Source organism: Sphingomonas arantia, assembly GCF_042682045.1.
Taxonomy (GTDB): Bacteria; Pseudomonadota; Alphaproteobacteria; order Sphingomonadales; family Sphingomonadaceae; genus Sphingomonas_R; species Sphingomonas_R arantia.
In genome coordinates this window covers 898,821-925,224 of record NZ_JBHUGS010000002.1, presented here as the reverse complement: position 1 = coordinate 925,224, position 26,404 = coordinate 898,821, and the positions used below count along the sequence as shown (strand labels likewise).

The window sequence follows — 26,404 nt, the reverse complement described above, 5'->3', positions numbered from 1 at the left end:
GGCTTGGCGTAGCGCCGCGCCCACCTCTACAAGCGACGGCATGAAAGCGATGCGCGGCAGATCGTCATGGTGACCCTGGGCCCCGCGGCCGTCGCGGGGATCGCCGCGATCCTGGCCGCGTGGCTGGTCGCCGCGGTGGTCGCCACGCTGTACGGATTGCGCCGGGCGGCGGCGGCGCGCGGGGCGACGGCGGAGGCGGAGCGGTTGGCGCTGTTGTTGCGTGATGCGCCGGCGATCCCGCTGCGGGTTGCGGCGGACGGGCGGCTGGACGCGCCGGCGCGGCTGGGCGACTGGCTGGGCCTGCGCAAGCTGCCGCTGTACCTGGTCGACCTGGGCGGGGCGGACGAAGGGCTGCCGCTGGACGAGGCGGTGGCGCTGGCGGACGACGTGCGGACCGCGCAACGCAGCGCGCGCCCGTTCCAGCGGACCTTGCACCCGCGAGGCGGCAAGCGCGTGCTGGTGGTGCGCGGGCGGCCGGCGGGTACGGGGCGCGCGGGCGAGATCCTGCTCTGGGTGTTCGACGATACCGACAGTCGCCGCGAGATCGAGCAATTGGGCGCGGAGACGGAGCGGCTGGGGCAGGCGGTGGCGGCGATCTCCTCGCTGATCGAGGCGGCGCCGTTCCCGATGTGGCACCGCGGGCCGGACCTGCGGCTGGCGCTGGTCAACGGAGCCTATGTCGCGGCGGTCGAGGGACGGGACGGCGCGGACGTGGTGACGCGCGGGCTGGAACTGGTCGAGGGGCAGGCGGGGCGTGGGCCGCTGGCGGCGGCCGCCGAGGCGCGGGCGCAGGACCGCGTGCTGCGCCGGACGGTGCCCGCGACGATCGCCGGTGCGCGGCGGATGGTGCGGATCACCGACGTGCCGCTCGGGCCGGGCGGGGTCGCGGGCTATGCCGTCGATGTCGAGGAGCTGGAGGAGGCGCGCGCCGACCTCAATCGTTTCGCCCGGACGCAGCGCGATCTGCTCGACCGGTTGTCGGCGGGCGTGGCGCAGTTCGCGGCGGACCGGAGTCTGGTGTTCTACAACCATCCGTTCCTGCGGATGTTCGCGTTGCAGCCCGAATGGCTGGCCGACCGGCCGGAGTTCGACCGCGTGCTCGACCGGATGCGCGAGGCGCAGCGCGCGCCCGAAAGCCGTGATTTCCCGCGCTGGCGGATGGAGCGGCGCGGCTGGTTCACTGCTCCGGATGCGGTCGAGGAGAATTGGCTGCTGCCGGGTGGGTCGCATTACCGCCTGCTGGCGCAGCCGTTGCCGGACGGTGGCCTGCTGCTGATCTTCGAAGATCGGACCGAGCAGCTCCAGTTGGCGAGCGCGCGCGATACGTTGCTGCGCGTGCGGACCGCGACGTTCGACAATCTGTTCGAGGCGGTCGGCGTGTTCGCCGCGGATGGCCGGCTGCATCTGTGGAATAACCGGTTCAAGGATGTCTGGGGGCTGGCGGATGCGGAGCTGGCGCAGAGCCCGCGGGTCGATGCGCTGGTCGAATCGGTGGCGCGGCGGCTGGCGAATCCGAGCCGCGCGGGACTGATCCGCGAACTGGTGCGGATCGCGACGATCGAGCGGCAGCAGCGATCGGGTCGCGTGGAGTTCACCGACGGACGCCATTTCGAGTTCGCGGCGGTGCCGTTGCCCGATGGCAACGCGCTGTTCACGATGCTGGACATCACCGCGAGCCGCGGGATCGAGGCGGCGTTGCGCGAGCGGGCGGAGGCGCTGGAGCAGGCCGATCTGCTCAAGACCGCGTTCGTGGCCAATATGAGTTACGAACTGCGCGTGCCGCTGACCTCGATCTCCGGCTTCGCGGAGATGCTGGGGGGCGGCTATGCCGGGGCGCTGGGCGATACGGCGAAGGATTATGTCGCGGCGATCCTGTCGTCGGTCGCGCGACTGTCCGCGCTGATCGAGAATATCCTCGACCTGACGCAGAGTGAGGCCGGTAGCCTGCCGCTGGCGGCGGAGACGGTCGATCTGGGTGCGCTGGTCGCCGACGGGGGCGCGCAGGCAAGCGCGGCGGCAAAGGCGGTGGGGCTGGACCTGGCGGTGGAGATCGTCCCACCGCTCGGCACGATGACGGGCGATCCGCGGCGCTTGCGGCAGGTGATCGACCATCTGCTGCACAATGCGGTGCGGTTCACGCCGGCCGGGGGCGCGGGCGACGGCGAGCAGGGGCGCGTGCTGTTTCGCGCGACGCGGGCGGGCGACATGGTCGAGATCGTCATATCTGACAACGGGCCGGGAATCGCGCGCGAGCGGCAGGCGGGGCTGTTCGACCGGTTTCGCAGCGGGACGGGATCGACCGCGCCACGCAACGGGCGCGATACGCCGGGGCCGGGCCTGCCGCTGACCCGCCGGCTGGTCGAGGCGCATGGCGGCACGATCGTGCTGGCGAGCGAGCCGGGCGAAGGCACCACCGTGATCGTGCGGTTGCCGGCGGACCCGTTGTGATGGCGGATGGGGTGATCCTGGCGGATGCGGCGGCGACCGAGGCGGTCGGGCGCGCGTTGGCTGATGTCGTGCGGGCGGGCGATGTGATCGCGCTGTTCGGCGACCTGGGGGCGGGCAAGACGACGCTGTCGCGCGGGCTGCTCGCGGGGCTGGGGTTGGAGGGCGAGGCGCCGAGCCCAACCTTTGCGATCGTGCAGCCTTATGCCCCGCCCGACGTGCGGTTGCCGGTCGCGCATGTCGACCTGTACCGGATCGATGCGCCGGAGGATGCGGCCGAACTGGGGCTGGACGACTATCGTAAAGACGGCGTGTTGCTGGTCGAATGGCCGGAGCGGATGGGGGCGGAGGCGTGGGCGGACGCGCTCCGATTGTTCCTGGTCGCGACACCGGACGGCGCGCGCCGCTTGACAGCGGAACGGCCGCCGTCTTGGGAGCAGAGATGGCCACCACGATCGACATGATTCCCCCGCCGCATGCGCCGGCGTTCCTGACCGGGTGCGGCTGGGACGGCGCGGCGATCCTGCCGCTGGCCGGCGACGCGAGTTTCCGGCGCTATTTCCGCGTGCGGCGCGGCACGCAGGATGCGGTGCTGATGGATGCGCCGCCGGAGCATGAGGACAGCCGGCCGTTCCTGACGGTGGCATCGCACCTGACCGACATCGGGTTCCGCGCGCCGCGTATCCTGTCGCACGATCTGTCCGCGGGGCTGGTGCTGCTCGAGGATTTCGGCGACCTGCGGATGGCGGAGGCGTTGTCGGCCAAGCCAGAGCGCGAGACCGAGACGTACCAGGCAGCGATCGACCTGATCCGCGCGCTGCACGCTCACCCCGCCGCCGCCGCGCTGCCGGCCTATGACGATGCGGTGTATCACCGCGAGGCCGGGCTGTTCCCCGAATGGTATGCGCCGGCGGTGGGGATCGCGGTGGATCATGAGGGGTATCGCGCGGCTTGGAGCGCGGTGCTGGCGCGGCTCGACCGGGAGCCGGTCGTGACCGTGCTGCGCGACTATCATGCCGAGAATATCATGCTGCTGGACGACGGGGCGCTCGGGCTGCTCGATTTTCAGGATGCGCTCGCCGGGCATCCTGCCTATGACGTCGTGTCGCTGTTGCAGGATGCGCGGCGCGCGGTTTCACGGGAACTGGAGGCGGCGATGCTGTCGCATTACGGGCCGATCGACGAGACCGCCTACGCCATTCTCGGCGCGCAGCGGAATGCCAAGATCCTGGGGATCTTCACGCGGCTGTGGAAGCGCGACGGGAAGGACCGTTATCTGGCGTATCAGCCGCGCGTCTGGCGGTATCTGGAACGCGACCTGCTGCACCCCGCGCTGGCCGAGGTGCGGGCGTGGTTCGATGCGAACGTGCCCGCCGCGATGCGGGCGGGTTACTGGCCGGAGGCGGCGTGATGGCGCCGCGGTTGCCGGACGGGCGGACGCCGTTGTCGCTGAAGGCCGGCGGGTTGCCGGTGCGGACCGCGATGGTGATGGCCGCGGGGCTGGGCAAGCGGATGCGCCCGTTGACCGCGACCCGGCCGAAGCCGCTGGTGGAGGTGGCGGGGCAGCCGCTGATCGACCATGTGCTGGACCGGCTGCGGTCCGCGGGGATCGGGCGGGTGGTGGTGAACGTCCATTACCTTGCCGATTCGATCGAGGCGCATCTGGCGCGCAAGGCGAGCGACCTGGAGGTTATCGTTTCGGACGAGCGGGCGCAATTGCTGGAGACCGGCGGCGGGCTGGTGAAGGCGCTGCCGCTGATCGAGGACGACCGGTTCCTGGTGGTGAACAGCGACAATTACTGGGTCGACGGGCCGATCGACGCGATCCGCCTGCTGAGCCAGCGGTGGGACGATGCGACGATGGATGCGCTGCTGCTGATGGTGCCGCTGGCGCGTGCGAACTGCCACCGCGGGATCGGCGATTTCCATATGGCGGCCGACGGGCGGATCCGGCGTCGGAAGGCAGGGCGGGTGGCGCCGTTCGTCTATACCGGCGTGCAGATGGTGTCGCGACGGTTGCTCGATGGGGCACCGGAAGGGTCCTATTCGACCAATATCCTGTGGGACCGCGCGCTGGCGGCGGGGCGGGCTTTCGGGATCGTGCATCAGGGGCTGTGGTTCGACGTGGGCGATCCGGCGGCGATCCGGCAGACCGAGGCATTGCTGCTGAACGCCGCGTGATTCTCGTTCGAGTCCGGGCTTTCCTTTTGCTTCGTTCCCGTTAGGTTCCGCGGCGTGTCGCCCAATGTCTTCACCATCCCGTTGCACCGCGCGTTCGCGGATGCGCTTGTCGCCGGGTTGATCGCGCGGGCGGGGGGCGATCAGCTGGTGCTGGCACGCGGGCTCGTGCTGCTGCCCAACAACCGCGCGGTGCGGACCATGACGGACGCGTTCGTGCGGCGTGCGGAGGCGGGGCTGATGCTGCCCCGGCTGGTCGCGATCGGCGATATCGACGGGAGCGAGGCGGGCGCGATGCTCGACCCGATCGGCGAGGACCGCGCGCATCCGCCGGCGATCGATCCGCTGCGGCGGCAGCTGATCCTGGCGCGGCTGGTGCAGCAGGTGCGGCGCGATGCGGCGGACCCGGTCGATGCGGCGGAGGCGATGCGGCTGGCGGCGGACCTGGCGCGGACGCTGGACCAGCTGATCGCCGAGGAGATCGCGCCTGTGCGGCTGGCGGACAGCGTGGCGCCTGAACTGTCGGAGCATTGGCAGGCGTCGCTGACGGTGCTGGAGACGATCCTGGACCGCTGGCCGCGCGCGCTGGCGGCGGCGGGTGCGATCGATGCGTCGGACCGCCACAACCGGATGCTGCGTACGCTGGCCGACCTGTGGAAGGCGACGCCGCCGGCCGGGCTGGTCGTTGCGGCGGGGATCACCGGATCGACGCCTGCGCTGGCCGCGCTGCTGCGCCGCGTGTCGCGGATGGAGCAGGGAATGGTCGTGCTGCCGGGTGTCGACCTGGCGATGCCGACGGCGGAGTGGGAGGCGCTGGGGCCGCATGAGGCTACGGAAGAGGGTCGCCCCCCGGTGCCGTCGATCGAGACGCATCCGCAATATCATCTGAAGCTGCTGCTCGACCGAATGGGCGTGGCGCGCGGCGAAGTGGCGCGCTGGCGTTATGGCGGTGGCGAGGGCGATGCGCCCGCGGTGCGCAGCCGGGCGATCGGCAATGCGATGGCGCCGGCACGGTTCACGGGCAAATGGCAGACGCTGCCGCCGCGTGCGCGCCGGCTGTCGGGCATCCGCGCGGCGGAGTTCGCGTCGCCCGCGGACGAGGCGCGCGGGATCGCGATCGCGATGCGCGGGATGCTGGAGCAGCCGGGCAAGACAGCCGCGCTGGTGACGCCGGACCGGGCGCTGGCGCGGCGCGTGGTGTCGCAGTTGCGGCGCTGGAACATCGCGGCGGACGACAGCGCGGGGCGGCCACTGTCCGCGACGCCGCCGGGCGCGCTGCTGCTCGCGCTGGCGGAGGCGGCGGCGGAGTCGTTCGCGCCGGTGCCGTTGCTGGCGTTGCTGAAACACCCGCTGGTGCAACCGGACGACGATCGGCTGGCGTGGCTGGACGGGGTGCGGCGGCTGGACCGGGCGTTGCGCGGACCGCGGCCGGCGGCGGGGCTGGATGGGCTGGGCGACTATCTGGCCGGCGGCGAGGGGCGCGATGCGCGGGTGCGGACGCCGGCGGGCGAGTGGTGGGCGAAGCATGTCGACATGCTGCGCCCGGTGGAGGCGGCGTTTGCCGGCGGGGCGGAGCTTGGCCCGCTGGTGACCGCGCTGCGTGTGGCGGCGTCCGCCCTGAGTGGTGACGGGATCTGGTCGGGGCCGGCCGGGCGCGCGGCGGCGGACCTGATCGCCGGGCTTGAGGATGCGGCGGCGGACGGGCCGCTGCTGGCGGACGTCACCGCGCTGCCGATCCTGTTGCGCGGGTTGATGGAGGCGGTGGCGGTGCGGCCGCCGCAGGGCGGGCATCCGCGGCTGTTCGTCTGGGGGCTGATCGAGGCGCGGTTGCAGCATGCCGACCTGATCGTGCTGGGCGGGTTGAACGAGGGGACGTGGCCGGCGGCTCCGGCGCCCGACCCCTGGCTGGCGCCGCGGATCCGGCAGGTGCTGGGCCTGCCCGGGCTGGAGCGGCGGATCGGGTTGGCGGCGCATGACTTCGCGTCGGGGCTGGGGGCGCGGCGGGTGCTGGTGACGCGCGCCAGGCGCGATGCGCGCGCGCCGGCGATCGCGTCGCGGTTCTGGCTGCGGATGGAGGCGATGACCGGCGGCATCACGCGCGATCCGCGGTTGATGGCGCAGACCCAGGCGATCGACCATGTTGCCGGGCCGCCGGCCTATGCCGCGCGGCCGGCCCCGTCGCCGCCGATCGCAGACCGGCCGCGGCGGATCGCGGTGACGCGGCTCGACCGGTTGAAGGCCGATCCGTACGCCTTCTACGCCGGTGCGATGCTGAAGCTGGACGCGTGGGACATGGTCGATGCCGATCCGTCGGCGGCGTGGCGCGGTACCGCGGTGCATGCGGTGTTCGAGGCGTGGATGCGCGAGGATCGCTGCGATCCGGCGGCGCTGCGCCCGCGGGCGGCGCGGATGCTGGCGGAGACGTCGGCGCACCCGGTGCTACGCGCGCTGTGGACGCCGCGGCTGCTGGAGGCGATCGACTGGGTCGCTGAACGGATCGCGGAAGGGGAAGCGGAGGGTCGTGTGCCGTTGATCGCGGAGGTGCGCGGCAAGGCGGAGGTCGCGGGGATCGAGCTGTTCGGGACGGTCGACCGGATCGACCGGATGCCCGACGGGCGGCTGGCGATCGTCGACTACAAGACCGGCAAGGCGCCGTCGAAGCGGCAGGTGGAGGCGGGCTATGCGATGCAGTTGGGGCTCCTCGGGTTGATCGCGGAGCAGGACGGTTTTCCCGACCTGAAGGGCGATCCGGCGGCGTTCGAATATTGGTCGCTGGCGGCGGACGGCGACCGGCTGGGCCACGCGTCGAGCCCGGTGGGGATCGACAAACAGGGCCGCGGGATCGACCCGGCGGAGTTCACGCGGCTGGCGGCGAGCGTGCTGGGCGAGGCGGTCGATCGCTGGCTGCTCGGCGATGCGCCGTTCACCGCGAAGCTGCACCCGGAATATGCGCCGTACGGCGATTACGACCAGCTGATGCGGCTGGACGAATGGTATGGGCGTAGCGATGGCGCATAGATTCACGCCGCTGATCCCGCTCAAGGGCGACCAGTTGCGCGCGTCGGACCCGGCCGAGCTGGTCTGGCTGTCTGCGTCGGCGGGCACCGGCAAGACCCACGTCCTGACCGCGCGCGTGTTGCGGCTGCTGCTGTCGGGCGTCGATCCGGCGGCGATCCTGTGCCTGACCTTTACCAAGGCGGGCGCGGCGGAGATGGCGGACCGGATCCACGGGCGGCTGGCGGCGTGGGTGCGGCTGGACGATGCGAAGCTGCGCAAGGAGCTGTTCGCGCTGGGCGAGCCGCATGGCGACGAGGCGGTGGCGGGGGCGCGGACGTTGTTCGCGCGCGTGCTGGAGGCGGCGGGCGGCGGGCTGCGCATCCAGACGATCCATGCCTTCTGCCAGACATTGCTTGCGGGGTTTCCGGCGGAGGCGGGGCTGACGCCGGGGTTCCGGCCGATCGAGGGGCGCGAGGAGGGCGCGCTGGCGCGGCGCGTGCTGGCCGAGATGCTGGTCGCGGCGGAGCGCGAGGGCGACCTGGGGCTGATCCGCGACGTGCAGACGCTGTCGAGGCGGCTGGGCGAGGGGGCGGCGGAGGCGTATCTGATGGAGTGCACCCGCGCGCCGGATGCGCTGGCGGAGCTGGGCGCGCGGTCCGGGATCGAGGCGCGGTTGCGGGCGGCGCTGGACGTGCCGGTCGGCGATGTCGAGGAGGCGATCGCCGCGGCGTGTGCGGATGACCAGTTCGACCTGGATGCGCTGTTCGAGATATCGGAGGCGAACGGCAACTGGGGCACCAAGACCGCGCTGGCGCGGGCGGACCGGATCGCGGCGTGGCTGGCGGGCGACCTGCCCGCACGCGCCGCGGGGCTGGCGGACCTGCATCAGGTATGGGCGAAGGCGGACGGGGAGCCGCGGTCGTTCGCCAAGGGGCAGGCGCCGCAGACGCCGGGCTATGCCGAGACCGCGATGCTGCTGCATGCGTGGTGCGGCGGCCTGCTGCGTTTGCGGGCGGGGGCGGCGCTGGCGGCGCTGGTCGGGGCGGGGCTGCGCGCGGGGCAGACCTATGCGCTGCTTTATGCGGCGGCGAAGCGGCGCGCGGGGCTGGTCGATTTCGACGACCTGATCCGCACGACGGTGAAGCTGCTGACGACCGACGGGATGGGCGACTGGGTGCGCTACAAGCTCGACCGGCAGACCGACCATATCCTGGTGGACGAGGCGCAAGACACCAATACGGACCAGTGGACGATCGTCGCGATGCTGGCGGGCGAGTATTTCGCGGGCGAGGGCGCGCGGCCGAACGTGCGGCGGACGATCTTCACGGTCGGCGATTTCAAGCAGGCGATCTTCGGGTTCCAGGGCACCAATCCGCAGGCGTTCGCGGCGGCTCGGCTGCATTTCGAGCGGCATGCGGTGGCGGTGGAACGCAAGATCCTGGCGCTGTCGCTAGACCAGTCGTTCCGCTCGACGCCGCCGGTGCTGGAACTGGTCGACCGGCTGATCGGCGACCTGGGCGCGGACACGCTGGGGCTGGGGCCGGATCACGTCACCGAGCGGCATGCGAGTTTCAAGGGCGGGCCGGGGACGGTCACGCTGCTCCGCCCGCACAGCGCGGACGAGGGTGACCCGGCCGACGATGCGGGTGAGGAGGGCTGGGTCGACGATGCGACGCGGGCGTTCGCGACGCGGCTGGCGCGGCAGATCCGCGAGTGGCTCGACGAGGGGCTGATGCTCGAATCGCGCGGGCGGGCGTTGCGGCCGGAGGATATCCTGATCCTCGTGCGCAAGCGCGGCACGCTCGCGTCGCTGATCGTCGCGCGGCTGCATGCCGAGGGCGTGGCGGTGGCGGGTGTCGACCGGTTGCGGCTCGATGCGCCGCTGGCGGTGCGCGACCTGCTCGCCGCCGCGCGGTTTGCGGTGCAGCCGGAGGATGATCTGACGCTGGCGTCGCTGCTCGTGTCGCCGTTGTTCGGGTGGAGCCAGCAGGCGCTGTACGATGTCGGGTTCGGGCGGCTGGGGAGCCTGCGCCAGGCGGTGCGCGAGACGGGCGACGCGGCGACGCAGGCCGGGCTGTCCGACCTGCTGGCGCGGGCGGATTACGAGACGCCGTTCCGGTTCCTCGATCATATCCTGACCGGTCCGCTGGACGGCCAGCGGCGGCTGGTCGGGCGGCTGGGCGAGGAAGCGCGCGACCCGATCCAGGAATTGCTGGGTGCCGCGCTGGCGTTCGAGGACGAGGCGACGCCGACGTTGCAGGGGTTCCTCGACTGGTTCGACCGCGGCGAGGTGACGATCACGCGCGATCCGTCGGCGCCGTCGGATGCGGTGCGGGTGATGACAGTGCATGGGTCCAAGGGCTTGCAGGCGCCGATGGTGATCCTGGCCGATGCGACGACGGACCCGGAACTGGCGCCGCGTCGCTCGATCAAATGGGCGCTGGGCGAGGCGGGGCCGGTGCCGGTGTTCCGGCCGCGCAAGGCGGAGCTTGCGGGCTCGCTCGCCGACGACATGGCGAGCGAGGCGCAGCGCGAGCGCGAGGAGCATTGGCGGTTGCTGTACGTCGCGATGACGCGCGCCGAGGAGCGGCTGGTAATCGGCGGGGCGCTGGGCGTGCGGGCGAAGGGTGTGCCGCCGGAGCGGAGCTGGTACGCCGCGATCGGCCAGGCGATGGCCGGGCTGGGCGCGACGCCGGTGGTCGACGCGATCTGGGGCGAGGCGCATCATCATCGCGGGACCGAGCCGGCCGTAGCGCGCAAGGGCGCCGCGCCGCGGGTGCGCCCCTCGCCGCCGGTGCTGGCCGAGCCGGAGTGGCTGCGGCGGGCGGCACCGGAGGAGGCGCGTCCGCCGCGGCCGCTGGCGCCGTCGTCGATCGGGCTGGATGCGGTGTCCGATCCGCCCCCGGTCGCAGCGATGCGCGCGGCGGCGGAGCGTGGCCGGTTGCTGCACGCGTTGTTCGAACGGTTGCCGGCGGTCGCGCCGGGGACGCGGATGGCGGCGGGGGATCGCTGGCTCGCGCAGTCGGGCGGGGTCGCTGATCCGGTGGAGCGCAAGGCGTTGCTGACCAGTGCGTGCCGGATCGTCGACGATCCGCGCTTTGCCGAAATCTTCGGGCCGGACGCGCTGGCCGAGGCACCGATCGCGGCGGTGGTCGACGGCGTGGTCGTGGCCGGGACGGTCGACCGGTTGCTGGTGCGGCCGGACGGCGTGCGGATCGTCGATTTCAAGACGGCGCGGCGCGTGCCGGGCGGGATCGACGCGGTGCCGCCGCATCATATCGAACAGATGGCGGCCTATGTCGCGGCAGTCGGCGTGGTGTTTCCGGGGCGGCCGGTGTCGGCGGCGTTGCTCTATACCGGTGGGCCTACGCTGTTCGAACTGAGCCCCGAACTGCTCGCGGCGCACAAGCAGGCCTTCGTGGCGCCGGAGCAAAAGCAGCAGCCGGTCGGTTGAGCCATCAGGCGGCGCGTCCTACATCGGCGTCAACAATCAGGAGCATGACCATGGCCACGAAGAAGATCACCGACACCAGTTTCCACGCCGACGTGATCGCGGCGGACGGCCCCGTGCTCGTCGATTTCTGGGCGGAATGGTGTGGCCCGTGCAAGCAGATTGGGCCGTCGCTCGAGGAACTGTCCGAGGAGCTGGGTCAGAAGGTGACGATCGCGAAGATCAACATCGACGAGAACCCGGATGCGCCGGCACGCTACGGCGTCCGCGGCATCCCGACGATGATCCTGTTCAAGGGCGGCGAGGCGGCCGCGACGAAGGTCGGAGCGGCGCCGAAGAGCCAGTTGAAAAGCTGGCTGGAAGGCGCGCTCTGAACTGAGTGCCAAGGCGGGGGAGGAGCGGTTGCTTCTCCCCCGCTTTTTTTGTGTCAGCCGAACATGACGGCGGCGGCGCGGTCCCAGAGTTCGGGCGTCGCCGCCGCGATGGCACCGACGCCGGGGGTGCCGATGCGGTAGGGGGTACCGTCCGGGCGGGCGATGCGGCCGCCGGCTTCTTCAAGGAACAGGCCGCCGGGGGCGTGATCCCAGGGCCAGGTGCGCTCGAACAGCGCGATGTCGTTCTGGCCCAGCACCAGCCGCGGATATTGTTCGCCGGCGCAGCGTGGGATGGCGACGAGGTTGAGCGCGTCCCGCGAGCGTTCGATGAGGTCCTGGCGGCGTTCGTCGTCGAGATAGTGGAGTGCGAGCGCGGCGACGGGGAGCGGGCCGGTGGTCGGCTGGGTCCGGACGCGTTCGTCGTTGACGAAGGAGCCGAGGCCGCGGGCGGCGTGGCACATGCGGTCGGTGGTCGGGTCGAGGATCCAGCCGGCCTCGCGCTCGCCGTCCACCGTCAGCGCGATCATGATCGCGAACGGGTGGATGCCCTCCGAGAAATTCTTCGTGCCGTCGAGGGGGTCGATGATCCAGACCGTGCCGCTGCCGATGCCGTCGAGGACGGTGGGATCGAGCGAGGCGGCTTCCTCCCCCACCACGCGCGCGCCGGGCAGCAGGCGGGCGAGTGCGTCGGTGAGCAGCGCCTCGCTTTCCTGATCGACGATCGTCACGGGGTCGCCGGGGGTCTTGTCGTTGACCTCGTGCGCGGCGAGGTTGCGGAACCGCGGCATCATGATTTCGGTCGCGACGCGCCGCATGAGGCCGGAGACTTCGGTGTGCAGTCCGTGCATGTCAGCTCCGATAATCGGCGTTGATGGCGATGTAGCCGTGGGTCAGATCGCAGGTCCAGACGGTGGCGGCGCCGTCGCCCAGGCCGATGTCGACGCCGATCTCGATCTCGCGACCGGTCAGGTGCGCGGCGACGGGGGCTTCGTCATAGCGCTCGACCGCCATGCCGGCGGTCGCGACCTGCGTGTCGCCGAACCGGATCGAGAGGAGGTCGCGTTCGGCCGGTTCGCCCGCCTTGCCGACCGCCATGACGACGCGGCCCCAGTTCGCGTCCTCGCCGGCGATGGCGGTCTTGACGAGCGGGGAGTTGCCGATCGACAGGCCGATGCGGCGCGCGCTGGCGTTGGACTTTGCGCCGGTGACCGCGATGGTCACGAACTTCGACGCGCCCTCGCCGTCGCGGACCACGGCCTGCGCGAGCATGCGGCAGAGATCGGTAAGTGCGGCGCGGAAGGCGTCGGCACCCGGTGCCTCGTCCGAGTCCAGCGGGGTGTTACCGGCGTGGCCCGTGGCGAAGGCGAGGACGGTGTCGGAGGTCGAGGTGTCGCCGTCGACCGTGATGCAGGAGAAGGTGGTCGCGTTGGCCTCGGCCAGCATCGTCTGGAGGAGCGGCGCGGTGATCGCGCAATCGGTGAAGGCGAAGCCGAGCATCGTCGCCATGTCGGGCGCGATCATGCCGGAGCCTTTGACGATGCCGACCAGCGTGACGCGGCGGCCGTCGACGATCGCGTGGGTGACCGCGCCCTTGGGGAAGGTGTCGGTCGTCATGATGGTGGCCGCGGCATCGGCCCAGCTGGCCGGCGGGGCGGCGAGGACCGCGTCGATGCCGGCCTCCGCACGGTCGATCGGCAGGGGGACGCCGATGACGCCGGTGGAGGCGACGAACACGTCGGACGGGCGGCAGCCGGTGGTGCCGGCGACGCGCGCGGCGATCGCCTCGACCGCGGCGCGCCCGCGGTGGCCGGTGAAGGCGTTGCTGTTGCCGGCGTTCACGACCAGCGCGCGGGCATGGCCCAAGACGAGTGCGGCGCGGCACCATTCGACTTCGGGCGAGGGGCACAGGCTCTGCGTCGTGACGCCGGCGACAACGGTGCCCTCGTCGAACGCGGCATAGGTCAGGTCGGCGCGGTCCCAGGCCTTGTACCCGGCGCGGGCAATGCCGAGCCGGACGCCGGCGACCGGCGGCAGATCGGGGAAGGGCAAGGCGAGCGGGGAGAGGTCGGTCATCGGGACTCCTGCGGCGACGGGCGCGGGGGGAGCCTTAGCGGGTTGTGACGGGTGGGGGAATGATTTGGGGCTTTGTGGCGCTGGTTCTGAACTCGCACCCCGTTTGTCCTGAGTAGGGCTGAGCGAAGTCGAAGACTCGTATCGAAGGATCTCGTGGGGCCGGTGCTTCGATACGAGCCCTCGATACGCGCCAAGCGGCGCTACTCGGTCTCTACTCAGCATGGACGGTTCCTTACGGGGGCGGGTGTGCGGCTGGTGAGGCGGTAGTGTCTAGGCCCCGGCCTTCGCCGGGGAACTGTTGGGGTAGTGCACAGCGGCGGGACCAACAAAAAAGGCCCCGCATTGCTGCGGGGCCTTTCGTTGGCCGACCGGGGTCGGGGTTGGATCTAGCGCTTCGAGAACTGGAAGCTGCGGCGGGCCTTTGCCTTGCCGTACTTCTTGCGTTCCACGGCGCGCGGATCGCGGGTCAGGAAGCCGGCAGCCTTGACGGCGGCGCGGAGGACCGGTTCGTAGCGAGTCAGCGCCTGGCTGATGCCGTGCTTGACCGCGCCGGCCTGGCCGGAGAGGCCACCGCCCTTGACGGTGCAGACGACGTCGTACTGGCCGCCGCGATCGGCGATGTCGAACACCTGGTTGATCACCAGACGCAGCGTCGGACGTGCGAAATACACTTCCTGGTCGCGGCCGTTGACGGTGATCTTGCCGGTGCCGGGCTTGACCCAAACGCGGGCGACCGCATCCTTGCGTCGACCAGTGGCGTAGGCGCGGCCCTGCGCGTCGATGATCTGCTCACGCAGCGGCGTGAACGGCGTTTCCGGCTGGGCCGGGGCTTCGTTCGTCTGCTCGCCTTCGTCGTTGTAGTGAACGACATCGGCCTTGGCGGCCGGGGCGGGCGTCGCGCCGGTCAGCGCGGCGAGGTCTGCGAGCGACTGGCGACCATCGCTCTGGGCGTCATTCTGGCGGTCGTCGGTCATCGTGCACCCACCTTGTTCTTCGGGTTCATCGCGGCGATGTCCATCACCTGCGGATGCTGTGCTTCATGGTCATGCTCGGTGCCCTTGAAGAGGCGCAGGTTGCGCATCTGCTGGCGGCCGAGCGGGCCGCGCGGAATCATGCGTTCCACGGCCTTTTCCAGGACGCGTTCCGGGAAGCGTCCTTCGAGGACCTTGGCTGCGGTCACGCCCTTGATGCCGCCGGCGTAGCCGGTGTGGCGGTAGTAGATCTTCTGCGCAGCCTTGCGGCCGGTGAAGCGCACCTTGTCCGCATTGATGACGATGACATTGTCACCGCAATCGATGTGCGGGGTGTAGGACGCCTTGTGCTTGCCGCGCAGGACGTTGGCGATGATCGAGGCGACGCGCCCGACGACCAGGCCATCGGCATCGATCAGATGCCATTTCTTTTCGACGGTGTACGGCGTGGCCGACTTCGTCGTCTTCATCAGCGCCTTCATGGGCGTGCCTTTCAACGGAAACGAGGACGCCGCCCTTCACAGGGCGGCGCGAACGGCCGGTCAATCGCGGAAAGGCCCGAAAGAGTCAAGCAAACCGCGGGTTTCCTGACGGGTATCAGGATACCTTGCGGTTTACGACGCCTGTTCTGTTCAGTGGGCGAGGACCGGGCTGGACCGCGGCGAGCGGCTGGCGGCACGGACCGGCGACGAGCCGACGCGGTGCGCGCAGGCGACGAGTGCGGCAAGCAGGAGGGCGCCGACGGCCTGGTGAGCCGCGGCGATCGGGATCGCCACGCCAGACAGTAGCGCGCCGATGCCCAGCGCGATCTGCGCCGCGACAAGGCCGCCGGTGAGTGGCAGTGCCCACATCGCGCCGGTTCGGGAGGCGCGCATGGCGAGCCAGACGGCGGCCGCGGCGGCGACCCAGGCGAACCAGCGGTGGACGAACTGCACCACGATCGGGTTGTCGATCAGGTTCGCGGCGACGCCCATCGTGTCGCGCCAGCCGCCGGCCGGGAACCAGCTGTCGCCCATCATCGGCCAGCTCGAGAAGGCATAGCCCGCGTCGAGCCCGGCGACGAGCGCGCCGATGATGATCTGGAGCGCGACGATCGCAAGCGCGATCAGCGCACCGCGGTGGAGGCGCGCGGGGGGCACGCCGGCGTCGCGCGCCATGAGGCGGAGGTCGCGCGCGGTCCAGATCAAGCCGGAGAAGATGAAGAGTGCCGTGGACAGATGCGTCGCGAGCCGCAGGTGGCTGACGTCCGGCCGGTCGACGAGGCCGGAGGCGACCATCCACCAGCCGATCGCACCCTGCAACGCGCCGAGCGAGAGCAGGGCGGCGAGGCGCGGGCCGTAGCCGACCGGGATCGCGCGGCGGAACCAGAACCAGAGAAGCGGCAGCGCGAAGGCGAGGCCGATGACGCGGCCGAGCACGCGGTGGAGATATTCCCAGAAGAAGATGCCCTGGAACGCGGCCAGCGTCATGCCGCGGTTGACCTTCAGATATTCGGGCGTGGCGCGGTAGGCGTCGAATTCGGCCATCCACTGCGCGGTGTTGAGCGGCGGGATGATTCCGGAGATCGGTTTCCACGTGACCATCGACAGGCCGGATTCGGTCAACCGGGTGATCCCCCCGACGACGACCATGAGGAAGACCAGCACGGCCACCGCGATCAGCCAGTTGGCGATGGCGCGGGGGCGGGTGGCGCGGGCGTTGGGGCGGGACATACGCATGGATCAAGCTATGGCCCTGTGGCGGCGCGCGTTCAATGGGACGGAGCGTCCTTGTGGCGGGGCGGGGCGGGCATTAGCTATGTCATGATGTCCCATGGTCCGAACCACCGCCTGCACGAAGGTGCCGCCCTTGCCACCGCAGCACAGCGCGCGCTGGAACGTGCGGGCGAACAATGGACGCCGATGCGCGCGCGCGTGTTCGGGGCGCTGGACCAGTTCGCACGGCCGGCGTCCGCCTATGACATCGCCGATGCGGTGTCGAAGGCGGAGGGCCGGCGGGTCGCGGCGAACAGTGTGTACCGGATCCTCGACCTGTTCGTCGGGACGAACCTGGCGCACCGGATCGAGAGTGCGAACGCCTACGTCACCAATGCGCACCCGGATTGCCGGCACGACTGTATCTTTCTGGTCTGCGACATGTGCGGGCAGACGACGCATCTGGACGACGACCGCATCACCGATACGGTGCGGCAGGCGGCGACCGATGCCGGGTTCGAACCGGTGCGGCCGGTGATCGAAGTGCGCGGGCGGTGCGCGGCCTGTGCGGCGGTGGCTGTTACGGCTGCCTGAGGGGGCAGGTGGGTCCCGCTTGACCTGACGGGCCGGGGCGGTTCCAACGGGTCATCAACCGGAGACCCGCATGCGACTGATCCTGACTGCTTTTCTTGCTGCCGCCAGCCTGCCAGCGATCGCGGTGGCAGCGCCCGCTCCCGTGGTGCGGACCGTCGGGACAGCGACGTTGTACGACGTGCCGGCCATTCCGCAGTCGGTGGCCGATGCGGTGCAGCGTTACCAGAATAGCCGGGCGGCTTTGTTCGAGGACTGGTTGCCGGACGGGTCGATGCTGATCGCGACGCGGTTCGGCGAGACGCAGCAGTTGCACCATGTCCGTGCGCCCGGTGCGGCGCGGACGCAGATGACGTTCGCGGCGGAGCCGGTGGCGAACGCGCAGGCGATCCCCGGGCGCAATGCCTGGGTGTTCGGGCGCGATACCGGCGGGGACGAGTGGTTCCAGATCTATGCCGCCGGGCCGACCGGGCAGCCGGTACGGATGACCGAGCCGGGGACGCGCAACCAGTCCGCGACGTTCAGCAAGGACGGGCGGGTGATGGCGTGGTCGCGCGCCACGAAGGGGTCGGGCGACTATACGATCATGATCGCGAACCCGGGCGATCCGAAGAGCGCGCGCGTGCTGCTGAAGGGCACCGGCGCGATCGGGCCGGCCGATATCAGCGCGGACGGGCGGACGATCCTGCTGACGCGCGGCATTTCGAACCGCGAGACGACGCTGTCGCTGCTCGATATCGCGAGCGGGCGGGTGACGCCGGTCGCGACCGGGCCGGCGGCGCGGTACGAGGACCCGCGTTTCACCACGGACGGGCGCGGGATCATTGCGATCAGCGACCGGGAGTCGGATGTCCGCCGGCTGATCGAGCTGCCCGTCGCGGGTGGGGCGATCCGCGTGCTGACGCCGGCGTCGAAGTGGGACGTCGAGGAGTACGACCTGTCCGACGACGGGCAGACGCTGGCCTATGCGGTGAACGAAGATGGGTTCTCGCGCGTCGTGGTGACGCCGGTGCGGACGCGGCAGATGCTGCCGCAGCCGGTGTTGCCGCGCGGGGTGCTGACGGGGCTGAAGTTCACGGCGGACGGGCGGCGGCTGGCGATCGGCCTGTCGACCGCGACGTCGGCCGGCGACGTGTGGGCGTGGGACGTGACGGCGGGGCAACTGGTGCGCTGGACCGAGAGCGAGCTAGGCGGGCTCGACCCCGCGGCGCTGGCCGAGCCGACACTGGTGCGGTTCAAGTCGTTCGACGGCGTATCGGTGCCGGCGTTCGTCTATCGGCCGAAGGGAATCGCGGCGGGGGTGCGGACGCCGGTGATCATCGACATCCATGGTGGGCCGGAGGCGCAGACGCGGCCGAACTGGAACTACGGTGCGCAGTATTTCGCGGATGTGCTGGGCGCGACCGTGATCCTGCCCAACGTCCGCGGGTCGGACGGGTACGGGACGAAGTATCTCAACCTCGACAACGGGCCGAAGCGCGAGGACAGCGTGAAGGATATCGGCGCGCTGCTCGACTGGATCGGGACGCAGCCGGGGTTGGATGCGAAGCGGGTCGCGGTCTACGGCCAGTCCTATGGCGGGTACATGTCGCTGGCGGTGTCGGAGCATTATGCCGACCGGCTGGTAGGGAGTGTCGAGCGGTACGGGATCAGCGACTTCAACTCGTTCATGGCCAATACCGAGGCGTATCGCCGCGACAACCGCCGGGCGGAATATGGCGATGAGCGCGATCCGACGATGAAGGCGGTGTTCGACCGGATCTCGCCGCTGCGCAACGTAGCCAAGATCCGCAAGCCGATGCTGGTGATGCAGGGCGCGAACGACCCGCGCGTGCCGCAGTCGGAGAGCGAACAGGTGGTGGCGGGGATCCGCGCGAACGGGGTGCCGGTGTCCTACGTGCTGTTCGCGGACGAGGGGCACGGGTTTTTGAAGAAGGGCAACAACGATCTGCGGCGGGCGGTGGAGACCGTGTTTCTGGGGAAGTTGTTTGGGATTGAGTGAGGCTTAACCCTCTCCCCTCGGGGGGAAGGGTTGGGAGAGGGGGGCTACCTCTGCTCGGGCGCTGTGCTCGTGGTAACGTTGATCCCCTCTCCCCGGCCCTCTCCCCGGAGGGGAGAGGGGGAAGAAGACGATGTCACCCCATCCGCATGAACGGCGGGTCGGGGATCGTGGCGCGGGCTTCGTTGAGCATCATGGACCAGCGGACGGAGAGGTTCTGGAAATAGGGGTCATCGGCTTCGATGCGGCGGCGGATGACGGGGCGGGACGCGTTGGCGGGGATGACGACGATGTCGATCGGCAGGCCGACCGAGAGGTTGGAGCGGATCGTCGAGTCGAAGGAGAGGAGGCCGACCTTGACCGCTTCCTCGAGTTCGGTGTCGTAGTTCATGGTGCGGTCGAGGATCGGCTTGCCGTATTTGCGTTCCCCGATCTGGAGGAACGGGCTTTCGGGCAGGCATTCGATGAAATTGCCCGCGTCGTAGACCAGGAACAGTCGGATCGGCCCGCCGCCGATGCGCCCGCCGACGAGCAGCGAGACGCCACCGTTGATTTCCGCCGCGCGCAGGCCCGCACCGATTTCGGCGTCGGCATGTGTAACCGCTTCGCCGACGAGCTGGACCGCGCGGAACATCGACGGCTGGTCCGCGATCATGCGGCGGTGGTCGCCGGCCGCCTTGGGTTCGAGGCCCTCGGCAAGCTGGCCCAGCACATGCTGCGTCATCGACAGGTTGCCGGCCGACAGACACATGATGAGCCGGTCCGGGCCGTCCGCCAGCACGTGCATCTTGCGATAGGACGAGATGTTGTCGATGCCCGCGTTGGTGCGGGTGTCCGACATCATGATGAGCCCGTCGCGGACGTTGATACCGATACAGTATGTCATCGGTGGCAGACTATGCCCCGTAAACGGCCATGGAAAGCGGTCATGTTAAGATTGCCCGCCCGTCATCCCTGCGACTGGATCTGCGACAGCGCGACGCGGACACCGACGTCGAGCGTCTCCATCCCGCCGCCGGTGCGCGCGCCGGACACGGGTGCGGCCTCCCGGTAATCGAGCCCGACCGCGACGCGGACATAGGCGTCGTCGGGGCAGATCGCGTTGGCGGGATCGAACCCGATCCAGCCGATCCCCTCGATATAGGCCTCCGCCCAGGCATGTGCCGCGGGCTGGTCCGACGCGCCGTCGCGGCGGAACAGGTGGCCGGAGACGTAGCGGGCGGGCAGGCCCAGGACGCGTGCGCCGGCGATGAAGACGTGCGCCATGTCCTGGCAGACGCCGTGCCCGGCGGCGAAGGCGGTGGCGGCGGCGCGTTCGACGTCCATCGTGCCGGTGTCGAAGCGCATCCGTTCGCCGATGCCGCGGTTGAGCGCATGGGCGCGGTCGAGCGGCGAGGCATCGGGCGCGAGTTCGCGCGCGAATGTGGCGAGTCCCTCGTCCAGTTCGGTGAGCGGCGTGGCGCGCAGGTAGACGAGCGGGGGGAGCGGCTCGTTCGCGGCCTGCACGATGCCGGCGGTATCCTCGGTCAGGATCTCGCCCGCGACGGTCAGCGTGATCGTGTCGACCGGCCCGTCGACATAGAGCATCGCGGTTTCGTTGCCGAACCCGTCGCGGCGGTAGCGCAGCCGCGCGTCGCGATCGATGTCGATATGCCAGTCGACGACATGCTGGCCGATGTGGCTGGACGGCGTCATCCGCAGCAGCTGCATCAGCCGCGTCTGCGGCTGCGAGTAGGTGTAGGTGGTGCGGTGGAGGATGGAGAGGCGCATCAGGCGAACCGGAACTGCGTGCTGACCAGACGGTCGATGCGCGCGTTTTCGACGATGTAGCAGCCCAGCCATTCGTGCAGGCCGCCGGCGAAGATCGTGCTGATCGTACTGTTGGCGAGCGTCGACTGGCGGGTGCGGGCGGCGCGGTCGGCCTCGCCCTGCAACCCGCGCAGCTTGGCGAGCGCGGTGAGCAGCCCCACGACCTCGTCCGCCGAGGCGAGCAGCGAGCGCGGCATCTGGCGGCGAAGGATCAGCAGGTCGGCAACGCGCCAGGGCTTGGGCTGATCGCGGTAGAGCCAGCGATAGGCGGTGTTGGCGGACACGGTGTGGAGGATGGTGGTCCACTGATCGCGATCGACCGCGCCGCCGACCTCCTCCCCCTCCGGCAGCAGGAGGTGGTATTTGACGTCGATCAGCCGCGCGGTGTTGTCCGCCCGTTCGATCGCGGCGCCGAGGCCGAGGAAGAAATAGGCCTCGTTGCGGAGCATGCGGTGGAGCGCGCCTTCGAACCCGCGGGCCTCCGCACGCAAGGTCTCGACGAGCGCGAGTGTGGCGTAGTTGCCGCCCGATGTCGCCTGACGGATGCCGAGCCAGGCGCGGTTGATCGCCTCCCACGCGTCGCGGCTGAGCGCGGTTCGGACCGATTTGGAGTTGGAGCGCGCCGCATCGAGGCAGGAGCGGATCGAGCCGGGGTTGGCCGGATCGAGCGTCAGGTAGCGGCTGACGTTCGCGGCGGTGCGGTCCGCGCCGGTGGCGTCGAAACCGTGGTCGGCGGCGGCGACGGCGAGCGCGCTGTCCCACGCGGCCTCACCCGCCGGGCGGGAGGAGAGCGCGTCGAACCGGATCGTCGCTTCGAGCAGGCGCGAGGTGAACTCGGCGCGTTCGACATAGCGGCCGATCCAGTAAAGCGAGGCGGCGGTGCGGGCGAGCATCAGCGCCGCCCCATCGACTGCATGGGTTTCATTCCGCGTCCGATCGTCTGGGTCATGTTGCCGAGCGTCTGTTGCATCCCGTTCGGGTCGATCGTCTGGCGGGTGGGGGCGAGAATCAAGCTGTCCTTCGTGCCGCCGCCCTGGCTGCTGTTGACGACGAGCGAGCCTTCCTTGAGCGCCACGCGGGTAAGGCCGCCGGGAACGATGCTGACGCCGTCCGCGCCGGTCAGGCAGAAGGGGCGGAAGTCGACATGGCGCGGGGCGATCCCGTCCTTGACCAGCGTCGGCACGGTCGAGAGGGCCAGCGTCGGCTGCGCGATGTAGCGGTGCGGTTCGGCGATCAGCGCGGCGCGGAACGCCTCGATCTCTGCGCTGCTGGCGGTCGGGCCGACGAGCATGCCGTAGCCGCCCGAGCCGTCGACAAGCTTCACCACCAGACTGGCGAGATTATCGAGCGTATATTGCAGCGCCTGCGGTTCGCGGCAGCGATAGGTTTCGACGTTGGGCAGCTTCGCCTCGCCGCCCGAATAATAGCGGACGATGTCGGGCATGTAGCTGTAGATCGCCTTGTCGTCGGCGATGCCGGTGCCGGGCGCGTTCACCAGCGTGACGTTGCCGGCGAGATAGGCGGCGAGCAGGCCGGGCACGCCGAGCATCGAATCCGGGCGGAAGAACAGCGGATCGAGATAGTCGTCGTCGATCCGGCGGTAGATGACGTCGACGCGGACGCGGCCGTCGATGGTGCGCATCCAGACGATGTCGTCGTCCACCTCCAGATCCGCCGCCTCGACCAGTTCGATGCCCATCGAGTCGGCGAGGAAGCTGTGTTCGTAGAAGGCCGAGTTGAAGTGGCCGGGGGTCAGCAGCACGCAGACCGGATGGTCGGAGCGCGGCGACACGGACTCGAGCGTTTCGCGCAGGCGATCCGGGTAGGTATCGACCGGCAGCACGTCATAGATCTGGAACAGTTCGGGGCAGAGCCGCAGCATCGCCTCGCGGTTTTCCAGCATGTAGGAGACGCCGGACGGAGTGCGGGCATTATCCTCCAGCACGAAGAAGTCGGTCGGGCCGGTGCGGACCAGATCAATGCCGCAGATATGCGCATAGATGCCGTGCGGCGGGCGGGCACCCGTCAGCAGCGGGCGAAATTGCGGGTTGGCGAGCACCAGTTCGGCCGGCACGACGCCGTCCTTCAGGATGCGTTGCGCGCCGTAGAGATCGTCGAGGAACGCGTTAATCGCCTCGACCCGCTGGACCAGGCCGGTCGACAGTTGTTCCCATTCGGGCGCGGTGAACACGCGCGGCACGATGTCGAACGGGATGATCCGTTCACCGGCTTCCTCCTGGCCATAGACGGCGAAGGTGATGCCGAGTTGGCGGAAGGCGGCCTCGGCCGCGGCCTGACGCCGGTCGAATTCGACCGTGTCGGTATCGCGGATCCAGTCGGCGAGATGCTTGAATTCCGGCCGGCCTTCGCGGCTGCCGGATGCGCCCCAGATTTCGTCGTAAGCACCGGACCTAGGCATGAACCTCCTGGCGTCCGCCATCTGGTGAGCGGACGCGGTGAAGACTGCATGGGTTCGACGCATCGCACAAGGGGGCAGGGGGCATGCGCCCCGGAGCCGGGTCGCCCCGTCGATTGACGCGATCCCCTCCGCCACCTATCTCGCCCCTGATATCACCGCGGGATGGCTGCACGCCGCGACCCCGCGCATTCTTTCCAAGGAACGTCCATGTTCGGCGGCATTGCCAAGGCCATTTTCGGTTCGTCCAACGACCGATACGTCAAATCCCTGCAGCCGACGGTCGACAAGATCGGATCGTTCGAGCCGGCGATGCAGGCGCTGGACGACGAGGGCCTGCGCAACCAGACGGTGCTGTTCCGCGAGCGGCTGGCCGCGGGCGAGACGCTGGACCAGATCCTGCCCGAGGCGTTCGCGACGGTGCGGGAGGCCGCGCGGCGCGTGCTGGGGCAGCGCCATTACGACGTGCAGCTGGTCGGCGGCATCGTGCTCCACCGCGGCGAGATCGCCGAGATGCGGACCGGCGAGGGCAAGACGCAGATGGCGACGCTGGCCGTCTACCTGAACGCGTTGCCGGGGGAGGGCGTCCATGTCGTCACGGTCAACGACTATCTGGCGGCGCGCGACAGCAGCTGGATGGCGGAGATTTACAGCTTCCTGGGGCTGACGACCGGCGTGATCGTGCCGAACCTGTCGGACCAGCAGCGCCGCGATGCCTATGCGTGCGACATCACCTACGGCACGAACAACGAGTTCGGGTTCGATTATCTGCGCGACAACATGAAGTATGACCGCGGCATGATGGTGCAGCGGCCGTTCAAGTTCGCGGTGGTCGACGAGGTCGATTCCGTGCTGATCGACGAGGCGCGGACGCCGCTGATCATCTCCGGCCCGACCGACGACAAGTCCGAGCTGTATATGCAGGTCGACGCGATCGTGAAGCAGATCGCGCCCGAAGATTACGAGCTGGACGAGAAGCAGAAGTCGGTGATCCTGACCGAGGACGGCACCGAGCGGATGGAGCGGATGCTGGAGGCGGCGGGGCTGCTGGCCGGCGACAATCTGTATGATTTCGAGAATACGCAGGTCGTCCACCACCTGAACCAGGCGATGCGCGCCAATGTCGTGTTCAAGCGCGACGTCGACTATCTGGTGAAGGACGGCAAGGTCATCATCATCGACGAGTTCACCGGGCGCATGATGGACGGCCGGCGCTGGTCCGACGGGCTGCACCAGGCGGTGGAGGCCAAGGAGGGCGTCGAGATCGAGCCCGAGAACCAGACGCTGGCCTCGATCACGTTCCAGAATTATTTCCGGATGTACCCGAAGCTGGGCGGCATGACCGGCACGGCGGCGACCGAAGCGGCTGAGTTCTACCAAATCTACAAGATGAACGTCGTCACCATCCCGACGAACGTGCCGGTCCTGCGGATCGACGAGGAAGACGAGTTCTACAAGAATATCGGCGACAAGTTCGCCGCGATCGCCAAGACGATCCGGGAGAAGGCCGAGCATGGCCAGCCGATCCTGGTCGGCACCGTGTCGATCGAGAAGTCGGAAATGCTGTCCGAATTCCTGACGCGCGACGGCGTGAAGCACGAGGTGCTGAACGCGCGGTTCCACGAGCGCGAGGCGCATATCGTGGCGCAGGCGGGGCGGCTGCGCGCCGTCACCATCGCGACGAACATGGCCGGGCGCGGGACCGACATCAAGCTGGGCGGCAACCTGGAATTCCGGATGCTGGACGAGCATCCGGAGCTGGTCGAGGGGACGCCGGAATATACGGAAGTCGCCGAGCGGATTGCCAAGGAGATCGAGGTCGAGAAGGCCGCGGTGCTGGCCGCGGGCGGGCTGTTCGTGCTGGGCACCGAGCGGCACGAGAGCCGACGGATCGACAACCAGCTGCGTGGTCGTTCGGGGCGCCAGGGCGATCCGGGGCTGAGCCGTTTTTACCTGTCGCTGGACGACGACCTGCTGCGCATCTTCGGCCCGCAGACGATGTTCGCCAAGATGCTGAACAAGAATCTGGAGGATGGCGAGGCGATCGTCAGCCCCTGGATCAGCAAGGCGATCCAGACCGCGCAGGGCAAGGTCGAGGCGCGCAACTACGACGTGCGCAAGCAGGTCGTGGAATATGACGACGTCATGAACGACCAGCGCAAGGTGGTGTACGAGCAGCGCTCCGACATCATGGATGCCGAAACGGTGGACGACATCGTCAGCGACATGCGCGCCGAGACGGTCAACGCGCTGGTAGCCGACGCCTGTCCGCCGAATAGCTACCCCGAGCAGTGGGACGCGGAGTCGCTCCGCACGCGCGCGCAGGACATGCTGGGCGTCGACGTGCCGATCGCGGAATGGTTCGCCGAGGAGGGCATCGAGCCCGACATGGTGACCGAGCGGTTGCAGGCGGCGACCGACGCGGCGATGGCGGAGAAGGTCGCCTCCATGCCCGTCGAGAGCTGGCGCGGGGTCGAGAAGAGCGTGATGCTGCAGTCGCTCGACCATCACTGGAAGGAGCATCTGTCGACGCTCGACGCGCTGCGCCAAGTGATCCATCTGCGCGCCTATGCGCAGAAGACGCCGATCAACGAGTATAAGCAGGAAGCGTTCGCGCTGTTCGAGAAGATGCTGGTCGAGATCCGCGAGGACGTGACCAAGGTGCTGGGCAATGCGCGGTTCGACCAAGCCCCCGAACTGCCCGAAATGCCCGATTTCCTGACGAGCCATTTCGACCCGCTGACCGGCATGGACGACACGTTCGACATGGACGCGGGGGCGAAGGGGTACATCACCACGACGCTGCCCCCGATGCAGAGCATGCAACCGGAGATGGTCGAGGAACTGGGCGACGATCCGTCCGAGTGGGAAGGGCGCGTCAGCCGCAACGCACCGTGCCCGTGCGGGTCGGGGCGCAAGTACAAGCATTGCCACGGGGCGTTCGCCTGATGCGCGCGCGGGCCGGTGTCCTGGTTGCGGCGTGCCTGAGCGTTGCGGCGTGCGGCAAGGGCGATGCGCCCAAGTCGACGCCGCATGCCGACGGGATGGCGATGGACGCCGCACCGGGCGACAGCGCGGCGACGCGGGGTTACCGGGAATCGATGGCGGGGATGATGAAGGCGTCGCCGGCGTATAGCGGCGATGCGGACGTCGACTTCAACCGCCAGATGCTGGTTCACCATCAGGCCGCCGTGGCGATGGCGGAGGTCGAACTGGCGCACGGGCGCGACCCGGAATCGCTGGCGCTGGCCCGCGCGGTGATCAAGGCACAGCGGGCGGAGATCGATGCGATCACCGCGTGGCTGGAGAAGCACCCGGTCCGGTAGGTGTGTGCGCCGCATCTTGGTGAGGTGCGGCGCCGGGTACTTGAATGAGCGAATGCGGGCATGCAGCCGGTCATCCGGCG

The 26,404-nt window shown here is 69.7% G+C and carries 20 protein-coding genes; 11 read left to right on the top strand and 9 right to left on the bottom strand.

Annotated features, from left to right (window positions below; all coding sequences use genetic code 11):
* The first annotated feature begins 66 nt into the window (after positions 1-66).
* From ACFSGX_RS09980 to trxA, 7 genes are read left to right on the top strand one after another with little or no spacing between them, the layout of a single operon-like run.
* Positions 67-2,448: a sensor histidine kinase gene (locus tag ACFSGX_RS09980; RefSeq protein WP_380929527.1), complete on the top strand. Its 2,382-nt coding sequence runs from the start codon at positions 67-69 to the stop codon at positions 2,446-2,448.
* Entirely contained in the window at positions 2,448-2,909 is a 462-nt protein-coding gene (gene tsaE, locus ACFSGX_RS09975; protein WP_380929525.1) for a tRNA (adenosine(37)-N6)-threonylcarbamoyltransferase complex ATPase subunit type 1 TsaE, read from the top strand. The genes ACFSGX_RS09980 and tsaE overlap by 1 nt, the downstream gene beginning before the upstream one ends.
* On the top strand, positions 2,906-3,856 hold the full coding sequence (locus ACFSGX_RS09970) for an aminoglycoside phosphotransferase family protein (protein WP_380930029.1): 951 nt from the start codon (positions 2,906-2,908) through the stop codon (positions 3,854-3,856). Before tsaE ends, ACFSGX_RS09970 begins: the two co-directional genes overlap by 4 nt.
* Positions 3,856-4,626: a nucleotidyltransferase family protein gene (locus ACFSGX_RS09965; RefSeq protein WP_380929523.1), complete on the top strand. Its 771-nt coding sequence runs from the start codon at positions 3,856-3,858 to the stop codon at positions 4,624-4,626. Before ACFSGX_RS09970 ends, ACFSGX_RS09965 begins: the two co-directional genes overlap by 1 nt.
* 54 nt (positions 4,627-4,680) lie before the next feature.
* Positions 4,681-7,641: a double-strand break repair protein AddB gene (gene addB / locus ACFSGX_RS09960; protein ID WP_380929521.1), complete on the top strand. Its 2,961-nt coding sequence runs from the start codon at positions 4,681-4,683 to the stop codon at positions 7,639-7,641.
* Positions 7,631-11,074, top strand: a complete 3,444-nt coding sequence (addA, locus tag ACFSGX_RS09955) for a double-strand break repair helicase AddA (RefSeq protein WP_380929520.1) — start codon at positions 7,631-7,633, stop codon at positions 11,072-11,074. Before addB ends, addA begins: the two co-directional genes overlap by 11 nt.
* 50 nt (positions 11,075-11,124) lie before the next feature.
* Positions 11,125-11,445 carry a thioredoxin TrxA gene (trxA, locus tag ACFSGX_RS09950; RefSeq protein WP_157175618.1) on the top strand — a complete coding sequence of 107 codons (321 nt, stop codon included), beginning with the start codon at positions 11,125-11,127 and terminating at the stop codon, positions 11,443-11,445.
* 53 nt (positions 11,446-11,498) lie between these two features.
* On the opposite strand, the gene ACFSGX_RS09945 is transcribed toward trxA, so the two are convergent.
* From ACFSGX_RS09945 to ACFSGX_RS09925, 5 genes are all read right to left on the bottom strand, one after another.
* A complete protein-coding gene (locus tag ACFSGX_RS09945) occupies positions 11,499-12,293 on the bottom strand; it encodes an inositol monophosphatase family protein (protein ID WP_380929518.1) in 795 nt (264 codons plus the stop codon).
* Between the two features lies 1 nt (position 12,294).
* Complete coding sequence (gene argJ / locus ACFSGX_RS09940) at positions 12,295-13,518, bottom strand: bifunctional glutamate N-acetyltransferase/amino-acid acetyltransferase ArgJ (protein WP_380929516.1); 1,224 nt, start codon at positions 13,516-13,518, stop codon at positions 12,295-12,297.
* Positions 13,519-13,904: 386 nt separating this feature from the next.
* Positions 13,905-14,492, bottom strand: a complete 588-nt coding sequence (gene rpsI / locus ACFSGX_RS09935) for a 30S ribosomal protein S9 (RefSeq protein ID WP_157175622.1) — start codon at positions 14,490-14,492, stop codon at positions 13,905-13,907.
* Entirely contained in the window at positions 14,489-14,971 is a 483-nt protein-coding gene (gene rplM / locus ACFSGX_RS09930; protein WP_380929514.1) for a 50S ribosomal protein L13, read from the bottom strand. The genes rpsI and rplM overlap by 4 nt, the downstream gene beginning before the upstream one ends.
* A 150-nt stretch (positions 14,972-15,121) precedes the next feature.
* Entirely contained in the window at positions 15,122-16,207 is a 1,086-nt protein-coding gene (locus ACFSGX_RS09925; protein WP_380929513.1) for a COX15/CtaA family protein, read from the bottom strand.
* A gap of 84 nt (positions 16,208-16,291) precedes the next feature.
* Between ACFSGX_RS09925 and ACFSGX_RS09920 the strand changes: the two genes are divergently transcribed.
* Both ACFSGX_RS09920 and ACFSGX_RS09915 read left to right on the top strand, forming a co-directional pair.
* The gene (locus tag ACFSGX_RS09920; RefSeq protein ID WP_380929511.1) at positions 16,292-16,777 is read left to right on the top strand and encodes a Fur family transcriptional regulator; all 486 of its coding nucleotides are present in this window, start codon (positions 16,292-16,294) and stop codon (positions 16,775-16,777) included.
* A 70-nt stretch (positions 16,778-16,847) separates the two neighbouring features.
* The gene (locus ACFSGX_RS09915; protein ID WP_380929509.1) at positions 16,848-18,776 is read left to right on the top strand and encodes a S9 family peptidase; all 1,929 of its coding nucleotides are present in this window, start codon (positions 16,848-16,850) and stop codon (positions 18,774-18,776) included.
* Between the two features lie 133 nt (positions 18,777-18,909).
* On the opposite strand, the gene ACFSGX_RS09910 is transcribed toward ACFSGX_RS09915, so the two are convergent.
* The 4 genes from ACFSGX_RS09910 to ACFSGX_RS09895 form a co-directional block, all read right to left on the bottom strand.
* The gene (locus tag ACFSGX_RS09910; protein WP_157175625.1) at positions 18,910-19,659 is read right to left on the bottom strand and encodes a proteasome-type protease; all 750 of its coding nucleotides are present in this window, start codon (positions 19,657-19,659) and stop codon (positions 18,910-18,912) included.
* 62 nt (positions 19,660-19,721) lie between these two features.
* Positions 19,722-20,543, bottom strand: a complete 822-nt coding sequence (locus ACFSGX_RS09905) for a transglutaminase family protein (protein ID WP_380929507.1) — start codon at positions 20,541-20,543, stop codon at positions 19,722-19,724.
* A complete protein-coding gene (locus ACFSGX_RS09900; protein WP_380929506.1) occupies positions 20,543-21,475 on the bottom strand; it encodes an alpha-E domain-containing protein in 933 nt (310 codons plus the stop codon). The genes ACFSGX_RS09905 and ACFSGX_RS09900 overlap by 1 nt, the downstream gene beginning before the upstream one ends.
* Positions 21,475-23,001: a circularly permuted type 2 ATP-grasp protein gene (locus ACFSGX_RS09895; RefSeq protein WP_380929504.1), complete on the bottom strand. Its 1,527-nt coding sequence runs from the start codon at positions 22,999-23,001 to the stop codon at positions 21,475-21,477. The genes ACFSGX_RS09900 and ACFSGX_RS09895 overlap by 1 nt, the downstream gene beginning before the upstream one ends.
* Positions 23,002-23,208: 207 nt before the next feature.
* On the opposite strand from ACFSGX_RS09895, the gene secA reads away from it, so the two are divergent.
* Together secA and ACFSGX_RS09885 are read left to right on the top strand one after the other, a co-directional pair.
* Positions 23,209-25,947, top strand: a complete 2,739-nt coding sequence (gene secA / locus ACFSGX_RS09890; protein WP_380929502.1) for a preprotein translocase subunit SecA — start codon at positions 23,209-23,211, stop codon at positions 25,945-25,947.
* Complete coding sequence (locus tag ACFSGX_RS09885) at positions 25,947-26,324, top strand: DUF305 domain-containing protein (RefSeq protein ID WP_380929500.1); 378 nt, start codon at positions 25,947-25,949, stop codon at positions 26,322-26,324. The genes secA and ACFSGX_RS09885 overlap by 1 nt, the downstream gene beginning before the upstream one ends.
* Positions 26,325-26,404 lie beyond the last annotated feature (80 nt).

Coding starts and splice junctions, on each gene's coding strand:
- rplM (WP_380929514.1), bottom strand. CDS start 14,971: ATGAAGGCGCTGATGAAGACGACGAAGTCGGCCACGCCGTACACCGTC.
- addA (WP_380929520.1), top strand. CDS start 7,631: ATGGCGCATAGATTCACGCCGCTGATCCCGCTCAAGGGCGACCAGTTG.
- ACFSGX_RS09970 (WP_380930029.1), top strand. CDS start 2,906: ATGATTCCCCCGCCGCATGCGCCGGCGTTCCTGACCGGGTGCGGCTGG.
- ACFSGX_RS09965 (WP_380929523.1), top strand. CDS start 3,856: ATGGCGCCGCGGTTGCCGGACGGGCGGACGCCGTTGTCGCTGAAGGCC.
- tsaE (WP_380929525.1), top strand. CDS start 2,448: ATGGCGGATGGGGTGATCCTGGCGGATGCGGCGGCGACCGAGGCGGTC.
- ACFSGX_RS09895 (WP_380929504.1), bottom strand. CDS start 23,001: ATGCCTAGGTCCGGTGCTTACGACGAAATCTGGGGCGCATCCGGCAGC.
- ACFSGX_RS09900 (WP_380929506.1), bottom strand. CDS start 21,475: ATGCTCGCCCGCACCGCCGCCTCGCTTTACTGGATCGGCCGCTATGTC.
- ACFSGX_RS09885 (WP_380929500.1), top strand. CDS start 25,947: ATGCGCGCGCGGGCCGGTGTCCTGGTTGCGGCGTGCCTGAGCGTTGCG.
- ACFSGX_RS09910 (WP_157175625.1), bottom strand. CDS start 19,659: ATGACATACTGTATCGGTATCAACGTCCGCGACGGGCTCATCATGATG.
- ACFSGX_RS09980 (WP_380929527.1), top strand. CDS start 67: ATGGTGACCCTGGGCCCCGCGGCCGTCGCGGGGATCGCCGCGATCCTG.
- trxA (WP_157175618.1), top strand. CDS start 11,125: ATGGCCACGAAGAAGATCACCGACACCAGTTTCCACGCCGACGTGATC.
- argJ (WP_380929516.1), bottom strand. CDS start 13,518: ATGACCGACCTCTCCCCGCTCGCCTTGCCCTTCCCCGATCTGCCGCCG.
- ACFSGX_RS09905 (WP_380929507.1), bottom strand. CDS start 20,543: ATGCGCCTCTCCATCCTCCACCGCACCACCTACACCTACTCGCAGCCG.
- secA (WP_380929502.1), top strand. CDS start 23,209: ATGTTCGGCGGCATTGCCAAGGCCATTTTCGGTTCGTCCAACGACCGA.
- ACFSGX_RS09925 (WP_380929513.1), bottom strand. CDS start 16,207: ATGCGTATGTCCCGCCCCAACGCCCGCGCCACCCGCCCCCGCGCCATC.
- ACFSGX_RS09945 (WP_380929518.1), bottom strand. CDS start 12,293: ATGCACGGACTGCACACCGAAGTCTCCGGCCTCATGCGGCGCGTCGCG.
- ACFSGX_RS09920 (WP_380929511.1), top strand. CDS start 16,292: ATGATGTCCCATGGTCCGAACCACCGCCTGCACGAAGGTGCCGCCCTT.
- ACFSGX_RS09915 (WP_380929509.1), top strand. CDS start 16,848: ATGCGACTGATCCTGACTGCTTTTCTTGCTGCCGCCAGCCTGCCAGCG.
- rpsI (WP_157175622.1), bottom strand. CDS start 14,492: ATGACCGACGACCGCCAGAATGACGCCCAGAGCGATGGTCGCCAGTCG.